Origin of the sequence: Vreelandella lutescens, from assembly GCF_014640815.1 — a bacterium.
Lineage (GTDB): Bacteria > Pseudomonadota > Gammaproteobacteria > Pseudomonadales > Halomonadaceae > Vreelandella > Vreelandella lutescens.
Window position 1 is genome coordinate 260,483 of the sequence record NZ_BMHM01000003.1, and the last position, 17,437, is coordinate 277,919.

Consider the following 17,437-nt stretch of genomic DNA (forward strand, 5'->3'; position numbering starts at 1 on the left):
ATTAACGTCTATGGGCAGGTGGGGGGAGTCGAGTTGGCGGAAAAGCCGAGGTGCGTGAACCAAGCGCTGGCGCTGCCTCCTGCGTTATCCCCGTCGCTCATCAGGGCGATGCCATTAATGTCATTGGGGGCACTGCCGAATAGTGCTTGATAGTCAGCGCGTATGTCTCGCACCTCCGCTTTCCACTGCCCAACGGCCTGTTCTCCGCTTTGCAAAGCCAGCAGCTGCGCGCGATCAGTGAACGCGTTGGGCCAGTGGGCACCCTGTGGTTGCTGTGAAGCCCACACATAATTCACTGACTCCACCTGCCACGGCAGTAGGCCCGTTTTGCGCGCAACATACACCCTTGCCGGATAGTCATCGCCTGCTTTGGTGGTTTCATCAAGGCCTGGGTAAATGCCGCTGACTTGCCAGCACCAGTGCAGGTAAGGTGTCGCGTTTAGATCAATATCGCGCTCTAAGTAACGGGCTGATGCTTGGCCCATGGCGTCTGCCTGTAAAACCCGTTGGCCAGACTTCTCTACAATGCTGTAGCGTGTTTCACCGTCGAAACTGCGGGTTGGCCAGGTCATGATTTGGTTCGGAGTAAAGCGTACTTCTTGAGCGCTGGCTTGGCTTGCGAGCAAACCGCTAACGCAGGCGCTCACCATGAGGGTTCGCTGAACGATGCTAAACGCCACGTTACGCGCCATGGTGGTCTTCTCCCGGCTGAGTCGGGGCAGCAGGGTGGCGGCTACCCACGCTATGCAGCAAATCAAATTGACGCATACAGGCTCGACAAGCGCCGCACATGGCAAGATGTACACGCAGCGCAGTCCGCTCTCGGAAGGTAAGCTTTTTATCCAACTTGAGCGACATGAGGCGTGTCGCTTCGCGGCACATTAGCATCGTTATGTACTCCTGCTAGCGAACCCAGCCGCTCTCTAAACACTCTCGTAGACGCAGCCGAGCCCGATGTAAGATAACCCAGCAATTGGTGTCAGAGACGCCGGTTTCCTTACAGATCTCTTCCGTTGAGAGTCCCATTAGCTCACGCAGGCTAAAAATAAGGGCAACGTTATCGGGTAGGGCGAGCATGCAGGCGTCAAAGACTTGCCAAAAACGCTGATTTTCGAGCAGCTGTTCAGGTTGCCCCCAGTCGCTTGGTCGAGCGTTAGGTTGCCAATGCCCATTGGCTTCAAAAAGGCGATCTAAAGTATCGTCGTTTAGGTCGTCATCCAGCGGCTGCCAGCGACTCTGTTTTTTCTGATGGCGTAGCTGATCCAGTATCTTGAATTTCAAAATGCCGAACACCCAGGTTTCAAACTCAGAGCGGCCTTCAAACGTTGCGCTTTTTTCAAAAGCGGTTAGCAGCGTTTCTTGAACGGCATCTTCAGCGGCAGCGGCGTCTCTTAACTGTAAGCGCGCAAAGGCGAGTAGGCGAGGGCGCATGTGGCTGAAATGCGTGGCGGCCAGCGAAGCGGTGATGGTCACATTATCCTCTCAGCTTGCGCAGCCATCGGCGAATAAAAATTTCTATATTGTTGACATGTTTGTACAGCGTTAGTCCCGTTAGCGGGTTGTACGTCCAGGGGGCAGGTGGTGTGGTGCCTTGGCATGTCAAAAATTCCTCCGCTATGGGTAGTTTTGGCATTTCATTTTTCTGAATATACTCATCTTTACTGATGCTTAGTATCTCAAACGGGTAAAAGCCGACTTGCTTGTGTTTTTCGGCAAGACGCAGACCAAGCGTTTTCTTTTTACCTCGATAAGCAGGCACTTCAGGTAGCCACATTGCGATAGGCAACCACATGTAGGCCATCATGCCGAAGAGCTGTTTGGCCTGTTGGTCATTGGCAGGCTCAGACTGCTGAAAATGCCAACCTGCCTCAATGAGTCGCTTTGGTTCAAATATAACTAAGTCAGAGTAATGGATGCCAGCACTCTGCCCTGTATCCTGACGATAAAAAAAGAGGCTGTCTGAAGACGGTAACGGTGTGACTTTTCGTCGTTTTAGATCTATTCCTCGAATAAAGCATGGGTGTATAAATCCAAGCGTTGGATTGCGATTAAACATGTCTTTAATTTGATGTAATTCTGGAGTGTCGATAGGACGCACCAGTTGGGTATCATCTTGTAAAAAACAGGCTAGCGGCGTGTCATTAAGTAAATCAAGCGCCAAGTTCATGTTGTGATAAAGCCCACCGTGTTTGATGGTTCCTAATTTATTAGGCTTTATTACTCGGCAGTCTTTTTTTAAGCTATTAAGTAGTTCAAGCGTCTCTGTATCATCGCTATTGTCATCAAAAATGAGGATGTCTGCACCAGTAAGACAGTTGCGAATTGAGTCGATGCAGTTACGCAAGTATTGTGCGCGGTTAAAAGAGAAAATGCATACGGTGATGGCGGACATAATGTTCTCTTATTGCCTTTCTATCCATGCTTAGAGCGAAGAGATTATTCTGAGCTAGATAGCAAGGAAAGAATAGAGTTTAAGTAAGTGTTCGGATCTTGGTATTCACGTCCGTTAGCTTGGGAATGAATAGTGATGTAATGGATATTTGAATCCTCTAGCATGCTAGAGACTGATTGAACCACCGCTTCGGGGTTTTTTGTGTCATAAAGAAAGTGGCTAAAGGTAGGTTCGCGCCACTCGATCGTTTTACTATCAGCATTTTTTATTAAAAATGCTTTGTAAAAACCAAACTCTGACCATCGACGCGGTGGGCGATCCAATAAGGCATTCCACCATGGTTTACCTGAAGATGCTTCAAGGTCAGCCAGTGCTTTGCAAAGAAGAGATTTGTTGATAATGAAGGGGGTGTCAAAATAGACGTTAACCAACGGCTCTTTTGTTTGGTTGTTAGTTAAGTGGTCAGATTCATTTATCCAGTTTTTAACTTTTCCTCTCAGTTTTTTTCTTTCCAGCCAGTCGCTGAAGCATATAGTGCTGTCGCTACTCACGAAGTCATCAATGACCGCTGATTTTGTGATAATGACATCAGAGTCGATAATAATGGCCGTGGTATACGGTAGTTCGCTGGCTAGCTTTAATTTGCATATTTGTTGAGTATGCCAACCCGTATAAGAAGGCCATAACGGGCGAGAAAAGACTCGTTTTAGACTGCCGCAAATTCTAGTAACATTACGCCCTAATGAGTTTGCAAACGCTTTGGCTTGATGCCTTCGGTGTTCAACAATAGGAGGTAATACATCCTTTGTTGATAACAGGACTAAGCCGTCACGGCCTTGAAACTCACTGAATAGAGGAAGGTCTTCATCTTGAACGACCACATAGTGTGCGTATCCAGAAAACTGAGACTGCTCAAAAGAGGTTCTCATAACTCGAAAATGATCGATGTCTCCTGCCCATGTGGGAGTGATGAAGACAAGCCGCTGCTGTTCAATCATGAGGAAACACCTTCATTTTCTTTACGGTCACGCCGCCGTGACTGCCAAATGCGCAGCCGTTCACGAATTTTATTGTGGGTGTCATTGCCACTGTAGCGGCCTTTAGCGATATGTCGAATACGGTAAACGCCTGGCAAGGTAAGGGGCGTACCCTGGCTTTGTAATAGCCAGCGAAAGGCTCGATCTTCATGGCACTTAGCGAAGTTGTCTACCGGTTGCTGATAGATGCCAATGTTTCGGCAGTAGCCAACGGCACGACACACATCGCCATGCGCAATTTGCAGCGGTCCGGTTGCTTTAGTGATTTGGCGAGATGAGAACGAAGAAGTGTCAATATCTAGTACGCTGGGGCCTTCTTGGGTGGCGTTCAGCATAGGGTTATCTTCGGCAAGTAGATCGGTGGTGCGTTCTTCATCAGGGAAAAGAAGTGCATCACGTCTGCCTTGCAGATGGTCTGATAACTGGTCAAGACAAGACTCACGAAACATCAGGTCACAATCGGTAAACCATACCCAATCAGCTTTAGTCGCAAGTGCTGCACGGTTACGCCCGATACTGCGCCGGAAGAGCGCCTGCTTAGCAACAGGCTGCCAATTCCACGTCACATTTGGCGTTTCTATGGTGTTGAAAAAGTCGAGTAGCTCCTGCGTTTTGGTGTCTTCAGGGCTATAGAAAACGGTCATCGTCACATGCAGTTGATGGGGCGGGAAGAGCACCAGAGAGCTCAATTGATAAACCAAAAAATGCGAGTAATTCCAGCAATGGCTAACCACTTCAAGCGACAGGCGTCCTGTTTTAGATGCGCGTTCAGGGTTGGGTGGCAGATCAGGTTCGAACCACGTAGGCGGGATTTTACCTCCCGCGGCGAAGCGGAAAAAAGCGAGTTGTAGCGATGTCCACATCATCGTAGTCCTAGGTAGGTGGGTGCATGTATGGAGCGGCAAAAGTGATGTACGGCCACGATGCTATGAGTTAACAGCTTATCATGTGGCAGCGTTGAAGCTTCACGCTGGATGCTGACAGGTAGGGCAGTGCTATCAGCTTCTTTGTGCAGCAGCATTGGGTTATATTTTTATGATTTGGAGTGTTTGAGGCGGCTAAGTAATGCTTCCAGCTTGGCGAGTTTGCGTAACAGCCGGTAGCGTCTAAGGGGGTCATAAATCCAAGGTGTTCTCAGGCCATCGGCTGCGACTGACAGATAATCTTCGGCGATGGGTGCGCTGTTCGTTGGTCGTTCTCGAAGCGCTTTTATTGCTTGGCTATCCATTATATTAAAAGGATAAAAACCAGCTTGGTTGACAATTTCAGCCAGCCTGAACGTGAAGCTTTTTTGTTTATTTCGGTAGGCCGGAGGGTTGGGTAGCCACATAGCAAAGGGGGCAGGTAAGTAACCCATTTCTAAAAAATGCTGTTTGGCCTGTTGTTCATTGTCAAACTCATTAGCTAAGAATGACCAATTAGCCTCTTTGAGGCGGTCACTGCGGGTGATAGAAATATCGGAATAATAGACGCCAGCAACAGGTTTTCGGCTCTGGTGCTCACACACATAGACGCCTCTCTCTGGATAAAAAACGAAGCGGTCACGTGTACTCTGTCGTGTAATTTGTTTTTGAAAAACGGGAGCAAGAAAGCCGCCAATTGGAAATGTATTGAAATAATGTTCCAGAAAGTGGATGTCGTGCTCATCTATCTCACGGACTAACTGAGTATCATCTTGAAGAAAACAGATTAGCTCGTTTTCTTCAACAGACTCAATGGCGCGCTGCATGTTGGCATACAGCGCGCCGTGTTGACTCTCTTCACCCGCTTTACGAGGCCGTTTCACCTCGTGACGTTTCTCAATATCAGCCAATATATGTTGGGTTTCAGGGTCGTCGCTACCATCATCGTAAATAATCACAGTGTGTTGAGCGGCGCAGCGTTCGATTGAGTCGATACAGTTGCGCAAATGAGGGCCACGATTATAAGAAAAAACGAAGAAAATCACAGGGGATTGCCTTTTTCTATAAGTTGCGTATGTTCTGCAATTCCATGGGGTGTACGAGTAATTCCGTGTTTGTCGACATGCAGGCGATGACGTTTATTGGCAGCGATAATGTTCGTGTCTACATAGCTTCTAGCATGATCTAGATGTATAACAATAGCGTTATAACGCACATGCTTCGGCTTAATACCTAAATTTGCTAGCCTTACACCAAATTCTCTATCTTCGCCGCCATAGGCCATTGTTTCATCAAACCCATTAACCGCTAATACGTCTTTTTTCCAGGCCGATCCGTTTGAACCTTTAAAACGACAGCGGGTTGGCGTGATTTTGTTAAGAATTCGAGCCTGCCAGTGGTTGGCAGTAAGTTTACTGTTTTTATAGCTCGATAACAGGCCATGCTTCTTTAGCCAAGAAAGTTCAAAGCAGCGGCCGGAGAGTATGTCGTCTTGGGTGATGGCGTTACTCGTTATAAGGGGGAGTTTATGGTAGCCCCCTGAGAGATAGTATCCGGGTGAAGCTTCTGTGGCATGTACATTTAAAAAGTCAGCGCGGGGAATACAGTCACCATCGGTAAAAACTAAGTAATCAGCACTGGAAGCAAGAACGGCCTTATTTAAAATTCGACACTTTTGAAAGCCTTGGTCTTCATGCCATATATGCTGAATGGTTAAGCCTGTCGTTTTCTGCATACGTTCAATGAGGTGGCGTGTTTCTTCAGTTGAGCCATCATCGGCAATAATAATGTCAAAGTATTTATAGGTCTGTGCGCTATATCCCCAAAGAACCTTTTCTAACCAATCAGGAGAATTATATGTGCTGATAATGACCGAAAGTTTCATGTGGTTCACTATGCTCTGTGTCACTTAATGGCTACTAAGCGTAGGATGGTAAAAATCGCGATACCATGTTACAAATTCATTGACTCCGTCTTCGATACGTGTCGCTGGCTGGTAGTTGAATTGTGATACTAAATCTTCCACATCCGCATAGGTATCGGGGACATCGCCCGGTTGCATAGGTAGAAGTTCTTTCTGGGCAGTCATGCCTAACGCCTTTTCTAGTGCAGAAATATAATTCATTAATACCACTGGCTTTTGATTGCCAATGTTATATAAACGCCAAGGTGCTTTGCTGCTGGCAGGGTTAGGTTGTAAGCCTGACCATTGGGAGTTAGCTTGGGCTGGGCGATCTAAAACACGTATAACACCTTCTACAATGTCATCAATGTAGGTAAAGTCGCGACGATGCTCACCATAATGGTAGACAGGTATCGTGTTGCCTTCCAAGATAGCTTTTGTGAATTTAAACAGTGCCATGTCAGGACGGCCCCACGGGCCATATACTGTAAAAAAACGTAAGCCGGTCGTAGGAATGCCGTATAAGTGGCTATAGGTATGCGCCATAGACTCATTTGCCTTTTTAGTCGCTGCATAAAGGCTAATAGGGTGGTCAGTAGAGTGGTGAGTGGCAAATGGCATAGCTTCATTGGCACCATATACACTAGAACTACTAGCGTAAACGAGGTGTTCTACTTTTTTCTGACGACATCCTTCTAATATATTTGAGAAGCCGACTAGGTTGCTATCTATATAGGCAGCAGGATTTTCTAATGAATAGCGAACACCGACTTGTGCGGCTAAGTGGATCACTTGCTGAAACGCATATTGCTTAAATAGCGCTGCCATCGCGGCGCGGTCTGCAACGTCTATACGTAAATGAGTATAATTAGGGAAGGCAGATAAACGGTCAACGCGCGCTTCTTTTAATGTGGGGTCGTAGTAACTGTTATGATTATCTATCCCAATAACCGTATCGCCTCGCTCTAACAGGCGATAAGCCACTGCGGCCCCGATGAAACCTGCTGTGCCGCTGACTAAAATACTCAATGAATATCTCCACATATTCGCGTTTTGAAGCGAGTGAATGGCCTGCCTTCTGTAACAAGGCAGGCATGTACCTATTTATTGCGTGAATCTACTAGGAGCTTTTCAGGTGCTCCACCAGCGCTTGAGCGAAGGTGTCAGTCGTGCCAGTGCCGCCCATATCTGGAGTGACCATATCGCGGCGGCTCTCCAATACTGTGCGGATTCCCTGACGGATAGCATCCCCTTTTTCATTCATCTCTAAGTGGTCAAGCATCTGGGCCGCTGCCAGTAACAAGGCGCAAGGGTTGGCCAGTTTTTTGCCTGCAATATCCGGCGCTGAGCCGTGTACCGCTTCAAAAATCGCTGCTTTTTCGCCGATGTTTGCCCCAGGCGCTAAACCCAAGCCGCCCACTAGGCCTGCGCATAGGTCAGAAAGAATATCACCAAACAGATTCGTGGTTACGACAACATCGAACTGGTGAGGGTTCATAACCAGCTGCATGCAGGCGTTATCCACGATCATTTCTTGAAATTCGATCTCGGGATATTCGCTGGCGATTTCACGAGCAACCTCTAAAAACAGACCAGAGCTGGTTTTGATGATGTTGGCCTTGTGAACAGCGGTGACCTTCTTGCGGCCGTTCTGCTTAGCCAGCTCAAAGGCGTAACGCACGATGCGCTCAGAGCCTTGACGCGTCACTTTAATGATCGAGATGCCGGTATTGCCGTCGTCGATCATCTCTTGGCCATCGGAGAGGTAAGCGCCTTCGGTATTCTCACGGACGGTGATCATATCGATATCGTCGTAGCGGGAGCGCGTGCCCGGAAAGCTAATCGCCGGGCGTACATTGGCATACAGGTCAAAGTGGCGGCGCAACTGCACGTTGATGGATGAAAAGCCTTTGCCGATTGGCGTGGTGAGCGGGCCTTTCAGGGCAATGCCGTGCTTTTCAATGGCATCCAACGAGTCTTGAGGAATCAGCGTGCCGTGCTTGTCGAGTGCTACCAAGCCCGCGTCGATGAATTCGTAATTTAGCCCGCACTCCAGGGCGTCTAGCACTTGCAGGGTGGCGTCCATGATTTCCGGGCCGATGCCGTCGCCTTTAATCACTGCTACTGTTTGGCTCATGTGCGGGGTCCTCTCGTTGGGTAGGATAAAAAGTGGCGAGGAAACGGCGGTTAGGCCGCCCTTTGAGTGCCATGGTAAGCCAAGCCTAGGGGGCAGGTCATCGTCTAAACGTCTAGGTTTGGCGGGTGCGAAGCTTCCCGTTTACTGATAGAATGCTGCGCTCACGACGACCAAGGCACTTAGGATCAAGGCACTTAGCGGCCACCCCCCTCGTCTGAAAAACGATAATAGAACAGCAAGGTTTATTGCTAATGAACAATGCAATGGCAGCGATTGCTCTGCCCACACCAGGGCTGATGACTCCGCCCTAGGTTTCCTCTCTTTTTTAGCGTCATAACGCTCTTCGCGTTATCCCGGCGCTGCGGCATCCCATTGCCGTTATTTGGCTATCGACGCGCTAGCGTCTTCGTTCGGTAGCCTTCATCCGACAAACTATGACTAATGAGTGCTTATTTGCTGCCCTTGTGCGGCTGTGGCACGCAATATCTTTAAACCTCAAACCATGGACTCCCTGAATGGCACTTTTCAGCAAGCATGAGTGGTTCTCTAATATTAAGGGCGATACGCTCGCAGGTGTTGTCGTCGCGCTGGCACTAATTCCTGAAGCGATCGCTTTTTCGATTATTGCCGGTGTAGACCCAAAAGTGGGGCTTTATGCCTCGTTTTGTATAGCGGTGATTATCGCCTTTACCGGCGGCCGCCCGGGTATGATTTCTGCCGCGACAGGGGCGATGGCGCTGCTGATGATAACGCTGGTGCGGGAGCACGGCCTGGAGTATCTGCTGGCGGCCACATTGCTCACTGGCGTTCTGCAAATTATTGCGGGTTACTTAAAGCTAGCGGAGCTGATGCGCTTTGTCTCTCGCTCGGTAGTGACCGGGTTTGTGAACGCTCTGGCCATTCTTATTTTCATGGCGCAGCTGCCAGAGCTCACCAATGTAACGTGGCATGTGTATGCCATGACGCTGGCAGGCCTCGGTATTATCTACCTGTTCCCCTATTTACCGGTGATTGGTAAGTCGATCCCTTCGCCCCTGGTGTGCATCGTGGTGCTCACCGCCGTGTATATGATCAGCGGCATGGATATTCGCAGCGTCGGCGATATGGGTGAGCTGCCGGATACACTGCCCGTTTTCTTATGGCCGAGCGTACCGTTAAATCTTGAAACGCTGATGATTATCTTCCCTACCGCCATCATGCTTACCGTTGTAGGTCTGCTTGAGTCGATGATGACTGCCACCATTGTGGATGACCTCACCGACACGTCCAGCGATAAAAATCGCGAGTGTAAAGGTCAGGGCATCGCCAATATTGGTGCCGGTTTAATGGGCGGTATGGCCGGTTGTGCGATGATTGGTCAGTCGGTCATCAATATTAAATCGGGCGGTCGTACGCGCTTATCCTCGCTGATTGCGGGTGTGGTGTTGTTAATGATGGTGGTGTTCTTAGCCGATTGGGTATCGCAAATCCCCATGGCAGCGCTGGTCGCAGTGATGATCATGGTGGCGATTGGTACTTTTAGCTGGGAGTCCATTCGCGACCTGAAAAAGCACCCGGTGAGCACCAACATCGTTATGCTGGCAACGGTGGCCGTCACGGTAGGTACCCACAATCTGGCAATTGGTGTCTTTGTAGGTGTGCTGTTAGCAGCACTGTTCTTTGCCAATAAAGTCGGCAACATCATGTACGTCGGTTCAAAAGAGGTAGAGGCTGGTAAAGAGCGTGAGTATCAGGTGGTGGGACAAGTGTTTTTTGCCTCATCTGAGCGTTTTATGGCCGCGTTCGATTTCAAAGAGAGTGTCGACAAGATCACCATTGATTTGTCGAAAGCGCACTTTTGGGATGTGACCGCCGTTCAGGCGCTTGACCGTGTTGTGATCAAGTTCCGCCGCGAAGGCACCGAGGTAGACCTAGTGGGCTTGAGTGAAGCAAGTGCCACTGTGGTGGATCGCTACGCCGTTCACAATGACCCAGAAGCCGTTGAAAAACTGATGGGTGGCCACTAAGCCAGGCAAGGAGAACAACATGACTGAACACGTACTCGCCGCCATTGACGGCTCCCAATTCGCCGAAGGCGTTTGTGACTACGCCGCCTGGGCAAGCCTGGCTCTTGATGCACCTTTGAGCTTTGTGCACGTAGTGGATAATCATTCTGAGGCACCCGGAGAGCAAAATTTATCCGGTAGCCTGCGCTTCGGTGCCCGCGAAAAACTAATGGAAGAGCTCTCAGCACTTGATGAGCAACGTGCCAGGGTAAACCGTGAACAAGGCAAGCTGATGCTGGAAGCGGCTAAGGCTAGGGCGTTGGAAGACGGGGTGAGCAACCCCGCTACCCGCCAGTTAAACGGCACGTTAGTGGAAACGCTGGTAGAGCTGGAAAAAGACGTTCGCCTGCTAGTGGTGGGTAAGCGTGGTGAAACCGCTCACCAGGCCAGTGGGCATCTGGGCTCTAACCTAGAGCGGGTAGTGCGCGAAATGCACCGCCCGATTTTGATGGTGCCAAAAGCCTTTAAGCGTCCAGAGAACGTATTGATTGCCTTTGATGGCAGCAAAACCGCCCGAAAGGGAGTGGAGATGCTGGCCCGTTCGCCTTTATTTACTGGGTCAACCTGCCATGTGCTAATTGTGGGCTCAGACACTGCCGAGCATCGAAGCGAGTTGGCATGGGCGCTCAGTACCTTACGCGAGTCTGGACACCATGCGGAAGGAGCAATTCGCGCAGGGGAAGTGGATGATGCCTTGCAAACGTATGAGCAAGAAAACAACATCGATCTGCTAGTGATGGGAGCCTACGGGCATTCACGCATTCGCCATTTACTAGTCGGTAGCACGACAACGTCGATGCTGCGCAGCAGCCGAGTACCGGTGCTGATACTGCGCTGAGTGAGCGGCTAGTCTCGACCTATCATTGCGCCAGCCCTAGGGCTGGCGCTTTTTATGGGCCACGTAGCAAACTACCTGGTACCCAACGAATAAAGGCCACCATGCCAAAGAGCTCCACCAGTGATTGGCAAACGATCACAACGACGGCAGCCTGCCAGCCATGGGGCAGGGTGAGAGCAATGGGCAGCATGACGAACGAGTTGCGAGTGCCGAAGCTAAATACCAACGTGCGGGCGCTGGCGGGGGAGAGTTTGAATAGCTGGCCAAGCCCTTTGCCCAATAGCGCTGCGACGATTAAAAAGGCCAGGAAGATCACTATCGTTTGCCAGAGCAGTTGGCGCATCGCCAGTACTTGGGTTACCTGAGTAGCCGCTATGATCAACAACACACAGGCCAGTAGCGGTACCGGCATAAGCCCCAGCGCGTGGGCAGCCCGCTTTACGGTTGGATGGCTTTGCGCTGCGTATTCGGTTAACCAAGCTAGCAGTAAGGGGAGTACTATTAACCCCAGCGAAGCGCCCAATAGCGCGGGTGACAGCGTTAAATGCAGCCATTCGCTGCCTAGAAATAGCCACAGGTAGGCGGGTAGCGCGACCATTTGTACGAGCAGTAACAGTGGCGTCGCGGCTATGGCGCGCGCCGTATCGCCTTTGCCTAGGTGGGTAAAGCTAATAAACCAATCGGTGCAGGGCATAAGTAGCACCATCAGGATACCCGCAAGCACAGGCGCTGGTAACGGCAGCCACAATACCCCTACCCCCAGTAACGCGGGAATAACGATAAAATTACCCACCAATAGTGCCGCCATAAAGCGTCGGTCTTGAAACCCTTGTTTGACTCTCAGCAGCGGTATTTGCGTAAAGGTTGCGTAAAGCAATATGCCGAGTAGCGGCCATAGCGCCTGCTCAAACGCTGCCATTGGTTCTGGAGCCAGTAGGCCAAGGCAAAGCCCGAGCGCGATAAACGCCAGATAAATCCATGACTGCTGTTGTTCGAGCTGTGCGCGTATCAAGAGCTTAGGCCACTGGTTGGTTTAAAAAAGGCCAAGCGCTCGCCCATCCAGGCGGCGGCTACGCACAGCGGTAAGCTGCCTACAGCATAAAACAGCGCCAGCCCTAGGCTGCCCTGCTGCGTCAAGTGCAGCGTTTCAAGGCTAAAGAGTGAGAAGGTGGTGAAGCCGCCGCAGAAACCTGCCATCAGAAGCGGTTGATGGCGTGCCAGCTTGCCATGGGGTATGCGGGATGTTTTCGCGGCTAGCCAGCCGATGAGGCAGGAACCCAACACGTTTACCAATAATGTTCCCCAGGGGAAGTGGCTACCTAGCATTGCCATTGAAGCTAGCGAGACGCTATAGCGCAGCACGCTACCCATAGCGCTGCCAAGGCCAACGGCGAGATAGACGTTAATGCTCATCAAGGGCTCCTTTCTAACCTTGGGCCAACCACCAGCCTAGCGCTGCCATGGCGATGCCTAACAGCAGCGTCGCCCCCATATTGAGCGCTGCACGATACGCTTGGCCGCGCTGGAACAGCTCAAGAGTCTGCAAGCTAAACGATGACACCGTGGTATAGCCACCGAGCAGGCCCGCTATCGCAAATAGCCAAAACGGCTGTGCGTTAGGCACGCCGTAAACGCCTAGCAACCCTCCAGCAAGAAACGCACCGCTGGCATTCACAAGCAGCGTGCCCCACGGGAAGACTTTACCCAGTAAATGGGCCATGGCATTGGAGACGGCAAAGCGGGCCATACCGCCCAGTGCGCCGCCCAAGGCGACAAGTACGACGCTAGTGATCCCGTGTCCCATATCACGCCTCGCTCTGTGTTGGTGAAAATCGCTAGGCGGCTAAGTGTAACACCGCAGCGGGAGGAGCCCAGAAGGTGGTAGGCGAGCAAAAAAGCAGACGCTAACGGTGTTGCTGATCAATCTCTTCGTGTACAAAAGAAGTCAGAATAATGATAACGACTGATGCACCCGCTCAAGGAGAAGTCCGTATGTCTGATTACGTATTAGCAGCCATTGATGGTTCTCACTACTCAGAAAGTGTGTGTGACTATGCGGTTTGGGCAGCCACGGCGCTCTCTGCTCCGCTGCGTTTTCTGCACACCGTCGATAATCACGCCCAGGTCGCAGAACCTGACCTCACAGGCCATCTTGGCCTAGGCACCCGAGAGCACTTGTTGGAACAGCTTTCGGACATTGAAGAGCAGCGCGGAAAACTCGCCCGCGAGCAGGGGCGTTTAATGTTGGATGCCGCCAAAGCGCGAAGTGAGGCAGCCGGGTTTTCAGAGCCTCCCTGCATGCAGCGCAATGGCACTCTTGTGGATACCTTGGCCGAACACGAAAAAGAGATCCGCCTGTTGGTGGTAGGCAAGCGAGGAGAAACGGCCCATCAATCCAGCGGTCATTTAGGTTCCAACCTTGAGCGTGTGGTGCGCGAGCTGCACCGGCCTATCTTGATGGTGCCAAGAGCGTTCACTCCGCCTAAACGCATACTGATGGCGTTTGATGGTAGCAAAACAGCGCGCAAAGGCGTGGAAATGCTGGCGAAAAGCCCGCTGTTCGAGGGCGCTGAGTGTCACGTGGTGATTGTAGGCGCAGAAACCGCAGAGAACCGCTCGCAGTTACAGTGGGCCACCGAGACGCTAAAGGGCGCTGGTCACCAAGCTGAAGGCGCTATTCGTGCGGGGGAAGTAGAAGAAACCCTGCGTGCCTATAAACAAGAAAAGAATATTGACCTGTTAGTGATGGGGGCTTACGGCCACTCGCGCATTCGTCATTTGCTGGTGGGCAGCACCACCACGGCGATGCTGCGTAATGCCCATTTGCCAGTGTTGATTCTTAGGTGACGTCCGGTGCGTGATTGGCCTCGCTCAATACGCCTTGGGCGAGTAGCCAACCCATCACAATAAAGGCCAGCATGGCGAGCAACAGGGAATGAAACGGCACGCCAGCACTGATGGCAGTGCCGAGTACGGCAGGGGCGATGCCGGTGGAAAACACCATCGCAGCGCTAAGTGAAGAGCGTACACGACCAAAGTGCTCAGTTCCCCAAAGCTTGATCATTAACCCAGAAGCAATCAGCTCTTGTGCGCCCATGGCTAAACCGCCGCCGACCATTAAAGCCCATACGCTCACATGGCCACCTACCGTCACGGCCATCACCATTGCCAGCACGTAGGGCAGTAGATACACCCGGGCGAGTGCCACCGGCCCTAGTTTATCGACCCATCGACCGCCTAGCAGTGCACCGGGTAATTTCGCTAGTCCCATGCCGGTAAGTGCCAAGGCGTAGACAGTGAGCGTGCTATCGAGCGATGCAGTAAGCTGGGTTTGGTAAATAAAGAGGCCCGTCATGGTGATCGGTAATGCCATTAATAACGGCAGTAAGCGCCAAAAGCGCGGGTCGTGAAACGGGCGTGGCCCTTGGGGTGTTTTGGGCGTGGGTTTACTGCCGGGTGCCTTGGGCCAAGGAGCCATCATCAGTAGTAATAGCCAAAGGCACGCTAGGATGCCGCTCAGTGACCACCAGACAATGCTCCAGCTTGTCCACACCAGAGCCGCAGCTACGAGAGGGGGAAGTAAAGCCTCCCCTAGCGGAATACCAAGATTAGCAAGCCCAATGGCGCGGCCACGCAGCGTGGTGAACTCTCTGGCGGCTAGGGTATTGCCCAGGTGGGTTAGCATCCCTTGGCCGCATAGCCGCACGATGCCCAGGCCTACGATGCCCAGCCACCACCAGGGTGAGAGCGTCAGCAAGACAATGCCTGTCAATAACAGGCTTAATACGATGATCGCAAAGCGACGAGGGTTGACCCAGTCAATGGAAGGGCCAAAGCGCAGCATGCAGAAACCAGCGATCAATGTGACTACTGCATAAGCGGTGCCAAACTGCCCGGCACTCAGGCCTAGATGGGCCGATAGCGGCGCTTGAAACAAGCCAATGAAGTAGCTTTGCCCAAGGCTGGAGCTGAACATGGCTAAAAAAGCGATTCCAAGCACGCTACGGTGCTCGCGCAATAGAGTCCGGTAGCCCATGGCGCAGCATTCCTTCGCAAATATTTGGTTAATTTGCTAAGTATTGTAGGGTATCAGGAGGATAAGATGAATCATCCCGAGATTGACATCCCAGCGGTTAAGCAAACGCTGTATGACATGCAGGTAAGGCTGAAAGAAGAGAGCGAGAGCAGTGCTGAATCCAGGGAGACGGTGGTGCTTGACCAAACCTCAGTCGGCCGCCTTTCCCGTATGGACGCGCTTCAGGGGCAAGCAATGGCCAAAGCAGAAGAGCAACGCCGCCAAATGGCTCTTAGGCGTATCAGCGGCGCGCTACAGCGTATTGAGCATCAGAACTTCGGTGAGTGCATCGAGTGCGGCGAGTGGATTGGTGCCAAACGCCTAACATGGGACCCGCTAGTGCTCAAATGCATTGAGTGTGCAGAGTGATTATGTGTCTACAGCACTCACCTCACTGGGGCTGGCGAGCGCTGGCTGAACGGCATTAATCCCTGAGAGTACCGCTTTAAGCGACGCGCTCACCGTGTCGCTATCTTCCGCCACGGCACACACCCGCTGGCCATCAATGTTGAGCTGCACAAACGCAATGGCATTGGCTTCACTGTCGCCGCCCAGCGAGTGCTCGCTGTAATCCAGAATGGCCACGTGGGTGCCAGTATGCTTCTTCCAGGCGTCGGTGAACGACGACATGGCACCATTGCCCGTGCCGGATAAACGCAGCGTTTCTGCGCCTTGCCACAGGGTCATATCGATCCCTTCTTGCTGCCCTTTTGAAAGCCGGTAATCGGCCAGCGCTAGCGGGGCATCATGGGAGAAATGGTCAAACATCACTTGGCGAATCATTTCGCTGGAAAGTTCGCTGTTACGACGCTCGCTCTCCTGCTGCACGTAGGGGGCGAGTGCCAGCATCATCCAGCGTGGCAGGTTAATGCCGTAGTCGCGCTCTAGCAGGAAGGCCATGCCACCTTTGCCCGACTGGCTGTTCACCCGAATGACCGCTTGATAGTCCCGGCCAATATCGTGGGGGTCGATGGGCAGATAGGCCACTTGCCAGGGTTCGTCCGGCGTTTGGTGTTTGAGCGATTTGCGAATCGCATCCTGGTGACTGCCGGAAAAGGCGGTGTAGACCATTTCGCCCACCCAAGGGTGGCGGGGATGAATGGCAATGCCGGTACACTCATGCACCACGTGAATGATCTCATCCGGGTGGGAAAGATCCAGCTGTGGGTCAATGCCTTGGCTATAAAGGTTCATGGCCAGGGTGACAATATCCATATTGCCGGTGCGTTCACCGTTGCCAAGCAGCGTCCCTTCTACCCGGTCGGCACCCGCTAACAGCGCAAGCTCAGCCGAGGCCACGGCACCGCCACGATCATTATGGGTGTGAACAGAAATAATCACGCTGTCGCGGCGGCTAATGTGCTGGCAGAAGTACTCAATTTGGTCAGCGTGGTGGTGTGGCCCAGCCACTTCCACGGTGGTAGGCAGGTTAAGAATGCACTTGTTATCAGGCGTGGGTTGCCAGATATCCATCACTGCTTCGCAAATGGCCAGCGAAAAGTCGATCTCCGTGCTGGAGAAGCTCTCCGGCGAATACTGGAAGCGCCAATCGACATCCGGATATTGCGCAGCGTAGGTCTTGACCCAGGTCGCCCCTTGCACGGCAATATCGGTAATCCCGTCGCGGTCCATCTCGAATACTCGCTCCCGCTGTATGGTCGAGGTGGAGTTGTACAGGTGAATAATGGCGCGTTTGACGCCTACCAGTGAGGCAAACGTTTTCTCGATCAGGTGCTCGCGGCACTGCACGAGCACGGCAATAGTCACGTCGTCAGGAATTTGGTCCTCTTCGATCAGCCAGCGTACGAAGTCGTAATCCGGCTGGCTAGCAGAGGGAAAACCCACCATGACTTCCTTGATGCCGACCTTGATGATCTGGTGCCAAAAGCGCTGCTTTTGCGCCACCGTCATTGGCTCTAGCAGGGCCTGGTTGCCATCGCGTAGGTCTTCGCTAACCCAAATAGGTGCTTGAGTAAGCTCCCGGTCCGGCCACTGGCGATTGAACGCGGGCACACGTGGGGCTGGACGATATTTGCGATGATCAAAAGCAGGCATGGTGAATTTCCTGAAAACGTTAAGTTGTTTAGGGCGGCCGCTTGTGGCGCAAG

General features: G+C 51.9%; 19 protein-coding genes. 4 read left to right on the top strand and 15 right to left on the bottom strand.

Annotated features, from left to right (window positions below):
* Positions 1-8: 8 nt before the first annotated feature.
* The 10 genes from IEW65_RS08795 to IEW65_RS08840 form a co-directional block, all read right to left on the bottom strand.
* On the bottom strand, positions 9-692 hold the full coding sequence (locus IEW65_RS08795) for a DUF3047 domain-containing protein (RefSeq protein ID WP_229755515.1): 684 nt from the start codon (positions 690-692) through the stop codon (positions 9-11).
* Positions 682-888, bottom strand: coding sequence for a zf-HC2 domain-containing protein (locus IEW65_RS17165; protein ID WP_188639106.1), 207 nt, complete (start codon positions 886-888; stop codon positions 682-684). Before IEW65_RS17165 ends, IEW65_RS08795 begins: the two co-directional genes overlap by 11 nt.
* A 15-nt stretch (positions 889-903) precedes the next feature.
* Positions 904-1,473, bottom strand: a complete 570-nt coding sequence (locus IEW65_RS08805) for a sigma-70 family RNA polymerase sigma factor (protein WP_188639107.1) — start codon at positions 1,471-1,473, stop codon at positions 904-906.
* 1 nt (position 1,474) lies between these two features.
* Complete coding sequence (locus IEW65_RS08810; protein ID WP_188639108.1) at positions 1,475-2,392, bottom strand: glycosyltransferase family 2 protein; 918 nt, start codon at positions 2,390-2,392, stop codon at positions 1,475-1,477.
* 44 nt (positions 2,393-2,436) lie between these two features.
* Positions 2,437-3,390: a DUF6492 family protein gene (locus IEW65_RS08815; protein WP_188639109.1), complete on the bottom strand. Its 954-nt coding sequence runs from the start codon at positions 3,388-3,390 to the stop codon at positions 2,437-2,439.
* Positions 3,387-4,295, bottom strand: a complete 909-nt coding sequence (locus tag IEW65_RS08820) for a glycosyltransferase family protein (protein WP_229755516.1) — start codon at positions 4,293-4,295, stop codon at positions 3,387-3,389. Before IEW65_RS08820 ends, IEW65_RS08815 begins: the two co-directional genes overlap by 4 nt.
* 167 nt (positions 4,296-4,462) lie before the next feature.
* On the bottom strand, positions 4,463-5,377 hold the full coding sequence (locus IEW65_RS08825; protein WP_188639110.1) for a glycosyltransferase family A protein: 915 nt from the start codon (positions 5,375-5,377) through the stop codon (positions 4,463-4,465).
* Complete coding sequence (locus IEW65_RS08830; RefSeq protein ID WP_188639111.1) at positions 5,374-6,216, bottom strand: glycosyltransferase family 2 protein; 843 nt, start codon at positions 6,214-6,216, stop codon at positions 5,374-5,376. The genes IEW65_RS08825 and IEW65_RS08830 overlap by 4 nt, the downstream gene beginning before the upstream one ends.
* A 24-nt stretch (positions 6,217-6,240) precedes the next feature.
* Entirely contained in the window at positions 6,241-7,263 is a 1,023-nt protein-coding gene (locus IEW65_RS08835; protein WP_229755517.1) for an NAD-dependent epimerase, read from the bottom strand.
* Between the two features lie 91 nt (positions 7,264-7,354).
* Positions 7,355-8,371 carry an isocitrate dehydrogenase gene (locus tag IEW65_RS08840; protein ID WP_188639113.1) on the bottom strand — a complete coding sequence of 339 codons (1,017 nt, stop codon included), beginning with the start codon at positions 8,369-8,371 and terminating at the stop codon, positions 7,355-7,357.
* Positions 8,372-8,886: 515 nt separating this feature from the next.
* On the opposite strand from IEW65_RS08840, the gene IEW65_RS08845 reads away from it, so the two are divergent.
* A complete protein-coding gene (locus IEW65_RS08845; RefSeq protein WP_188639114.1) occupies positions 8,887-10,377 on the top strand; it encodes a SulP family inorganic anion transporter in 1,491 nt (496 codons plus the stop codon).
* Between the two features lie 19 nt (positions 10,378-10,396).
* The gene (locus tag IEW65_RS08850; RefSeq protein WP_188639115.1) at positions 10,397-11,254 is read left to right on the top strand and encodes a universal stress protein; all 858 of its coding nucleotides are present in this window, start codon (positions 10,397-10,399) and stop codon (positions 11,252-11,254) included.
* A 52-nt stretch (positions 11,255-11,306) separates the two neighbouring features.
* Here the strand turns inward: IEW65_RS08850 and IEW65_RS08855 are convergent, their stop codons facing one another.
* The 3 genes from IEW65_RS08855 to IEW65_RS08865 are packed head-to-tail and all read right to left on the bottom strand — an operon-like array spanning position 11,307 to position 13,058.
* The gene (locus tag IEW65_RS08855) at positions 11,307-12,263 is read right to left on the bottom strand and encodes an arsenic resistance protein (protein ID WP_188639455.1); all 957 of its coding nucleotides are present in this window, start codon (positions 12,261-12,263) and stop codon (positions 11,307-11,309) included.
* Positions 12,263-12,667: a fluoride efflux transporter CrcB gene (gene crcB, locus IEW65_RS08860; RefSeq protein WP_188639116.1), complete on the bottom strand. Its 405-nt coding sequence runs from the start codon at positions 12,665-12,667 to the stop codon at positions 12,263-12,265. Before crcB ends, IEW65_RS08855 begins: the two co-directional genes overlap by 1 nt.
* A gap of 13 nt (positions 12,668-12,680) precedes the next feature.
* Entirely contained in the window at positions 12,681-13,058 is a 378-nt protein-coding gene (locus tag IEW65_RS08865; protein ID WP_188639117.1) for a fluoride efflux transporter FluC, read from the bottom strand.
* A 188-nt stretch (positions 13,059-13,246) separates the two neighbouring features.
* Here IEW65_RS08865 and IEW65_RS08870 point away from each other — a divergent pair, with 188 nt between their 5' ends.
* A complete protein-coding gene (locus IEW65_RS08870; RefSeq protein ID WP_188639118.1) occupies positions 13,247-14,101 on the top strand; it encodes a universal stress protein in 855 nt (284 codons plus the stop codon).
* Here IEW65_RS08870 and IEW65_RS08875 read toward each other — a convergent pair.
* Positions 14,094-15,290 (bottom strand): MFS transporter, encoded by a 1,197-nt coding sequence (locus IEW65_RS08875; RefSeq protein WP_188639119.1) that lies wholly within the window; start codon positions 15,288-15,290, stop codon positions 14,094-14,096. The two genes, IEW65_RS08870 and IEW65_RS08875, sit on opposite strands and share 8 nt — an antisense overlap.
* A 66-nt stretch (positions 15,291-15,356) precedes the next feature.
* On the opposite strand from IEW65_RS08875, the gene IEW65_RS08880 reads away from it, so the two are divergent.
* The gene (locus IEW65_RS08880) at positions 15,357-15,698 is read left to right on the top strand and encodes a TraR/DksA family transcriptional regulator (protein WP_188639120.1); all 342 of its coding nucleotides are present in this window, start codon (positions 15,357-15,359) and stop codon (positions 15,696-15,698) included.
* Here IEW65_RS08880 and IEW65_RS08885 read toward each other — a convergent pair whose 3' ends face one another.
* Positions 15,699-17,384, bottom strand: coding sequence for a 2-isopropylmalate synthase (locus tag IEW65_RS08885; RefSeq protein ID WP_188639121.1), 1,686 nt, complete (start codon positions 17,382-17,384; stop codon positions 15,699-15,701).
* Between the last annotated feature and the right edge of the window lie 53 nt (positions 17,385-17,437).

What these genes read in the sequence shown, in the direction of transcription:
- IEW65_RS08845 (WP_188639114.1), top strand. Translation starts at nt 8,887, where the DNA reads ATGGCACTTTTCAGCAAGCATGAGTGGTTCTCTAATATTAAGGGCGAT.
- IEW65_RS08870 (WP_188639118.1), top strand. Translation starts at nt 13,247, where the DNA reads ATGTCTGATTACGTATTAGCAGCCATTGATGGTTCTCACTACTCAGAA.
- IEW65_RS08820 (WP_229755516.1), bottom strand. Translation starts at nt 4,295, where the DNA reads ATGATGTGGACATCGCTACAACTCGCTTTTTTCCGCTTCGCCGCGGGA.
- IEW65_RS08795 (WP_229755515.1), bottom strand. Translation starts at nt 692, where the DNA reads ATGGCGCGTAACGTGGCGTTTAGCATCGTTCAGCGAACCCTCATGGTG.
- IEW65_RS08815 (WP_188639109.1), bottom strand. Translation starts at nt 3,390, where the DNA reads ATGATTGAACAGCAGCGGCTTGTCTTCATCACTCCCACATGGGCAGGA.
- IEW65_RS08850 (WP_188639115.1), top strand. Translation starts at nt 10,397, where the DNA reads ATGACTGAACACGTACTCGCCGCCATTGACGGCTCCCAATTCGCCGAA.
- IEW65_RS08810 (WP_188639108.1), bottom strand. Translation starts at nt 2,392, where the DNA reads ATGTCCGCCATCACCGTATGCATTTTCTCTTTTAACCGCGCACAATAC.
- IEW65_RS08885 (WP_188639121.1), bottom strand. Translation starts at nt 17,384, where the DNA reads ATGCCTGCTTTTGATCATCGCAAATATCGTCCAGCCCCACGTGTGCCC.
- IEW65_RS08840 (WP_188639113.1), bottom strand. Translation starts at nt 8,371, where the DNA reads ATGAGCCAAACAGTAGCAGTGATTAAAGGCGACGGCATCGGCCCGGAA.
- IEW65_RS08830 (WP_188639111.1), bottom strand. Translation starts at nt 6,216, where the DNA reads ATGAAACTTTCGGTCATTATCAGCACATATAATTCTCCTGATTGGTTA.
- IEW65_RS08880 (WP_188639120.1), top strand. Translation starts at nt 15,357, where the DNA reads ATGAATCATCCCGAGATTGACATCCCAGCGGTTAAGCAAACGCTGTAT.
- IEW65_RS17165 (WP_188639106.1), bottom strand. Translation starts at nt 888, where the DNA reads ATGCTAATGTGCCGCGAAGCGACACGCCTCATGTCGCTCAAGTTGGAT.
- IEW65_RS08875 (WP_188639119.1), bottom strand. Translation starts at nt 15,290, where the DNA reads ATGGGCTACCGGACTCTATTGCGCGAGCACCGTAGCGTGCTTGGAATC.
- crcB (WP_188639116.1), bottom strand. Translation starts at nt 12,667, where the DNA reads ATGAGCATTAACGTCTATCTCGCCGTTGGCCTTGGCAGCGCTATGGGT.
- IEW65_RS08865 (WP_188639117.1), bottom strand. Translation starts at nt 13,058, where the DNA reads ATGGGACACGGGATCACTAGCGTCGTACTTGTCGCCTTGGGCGGCGCA.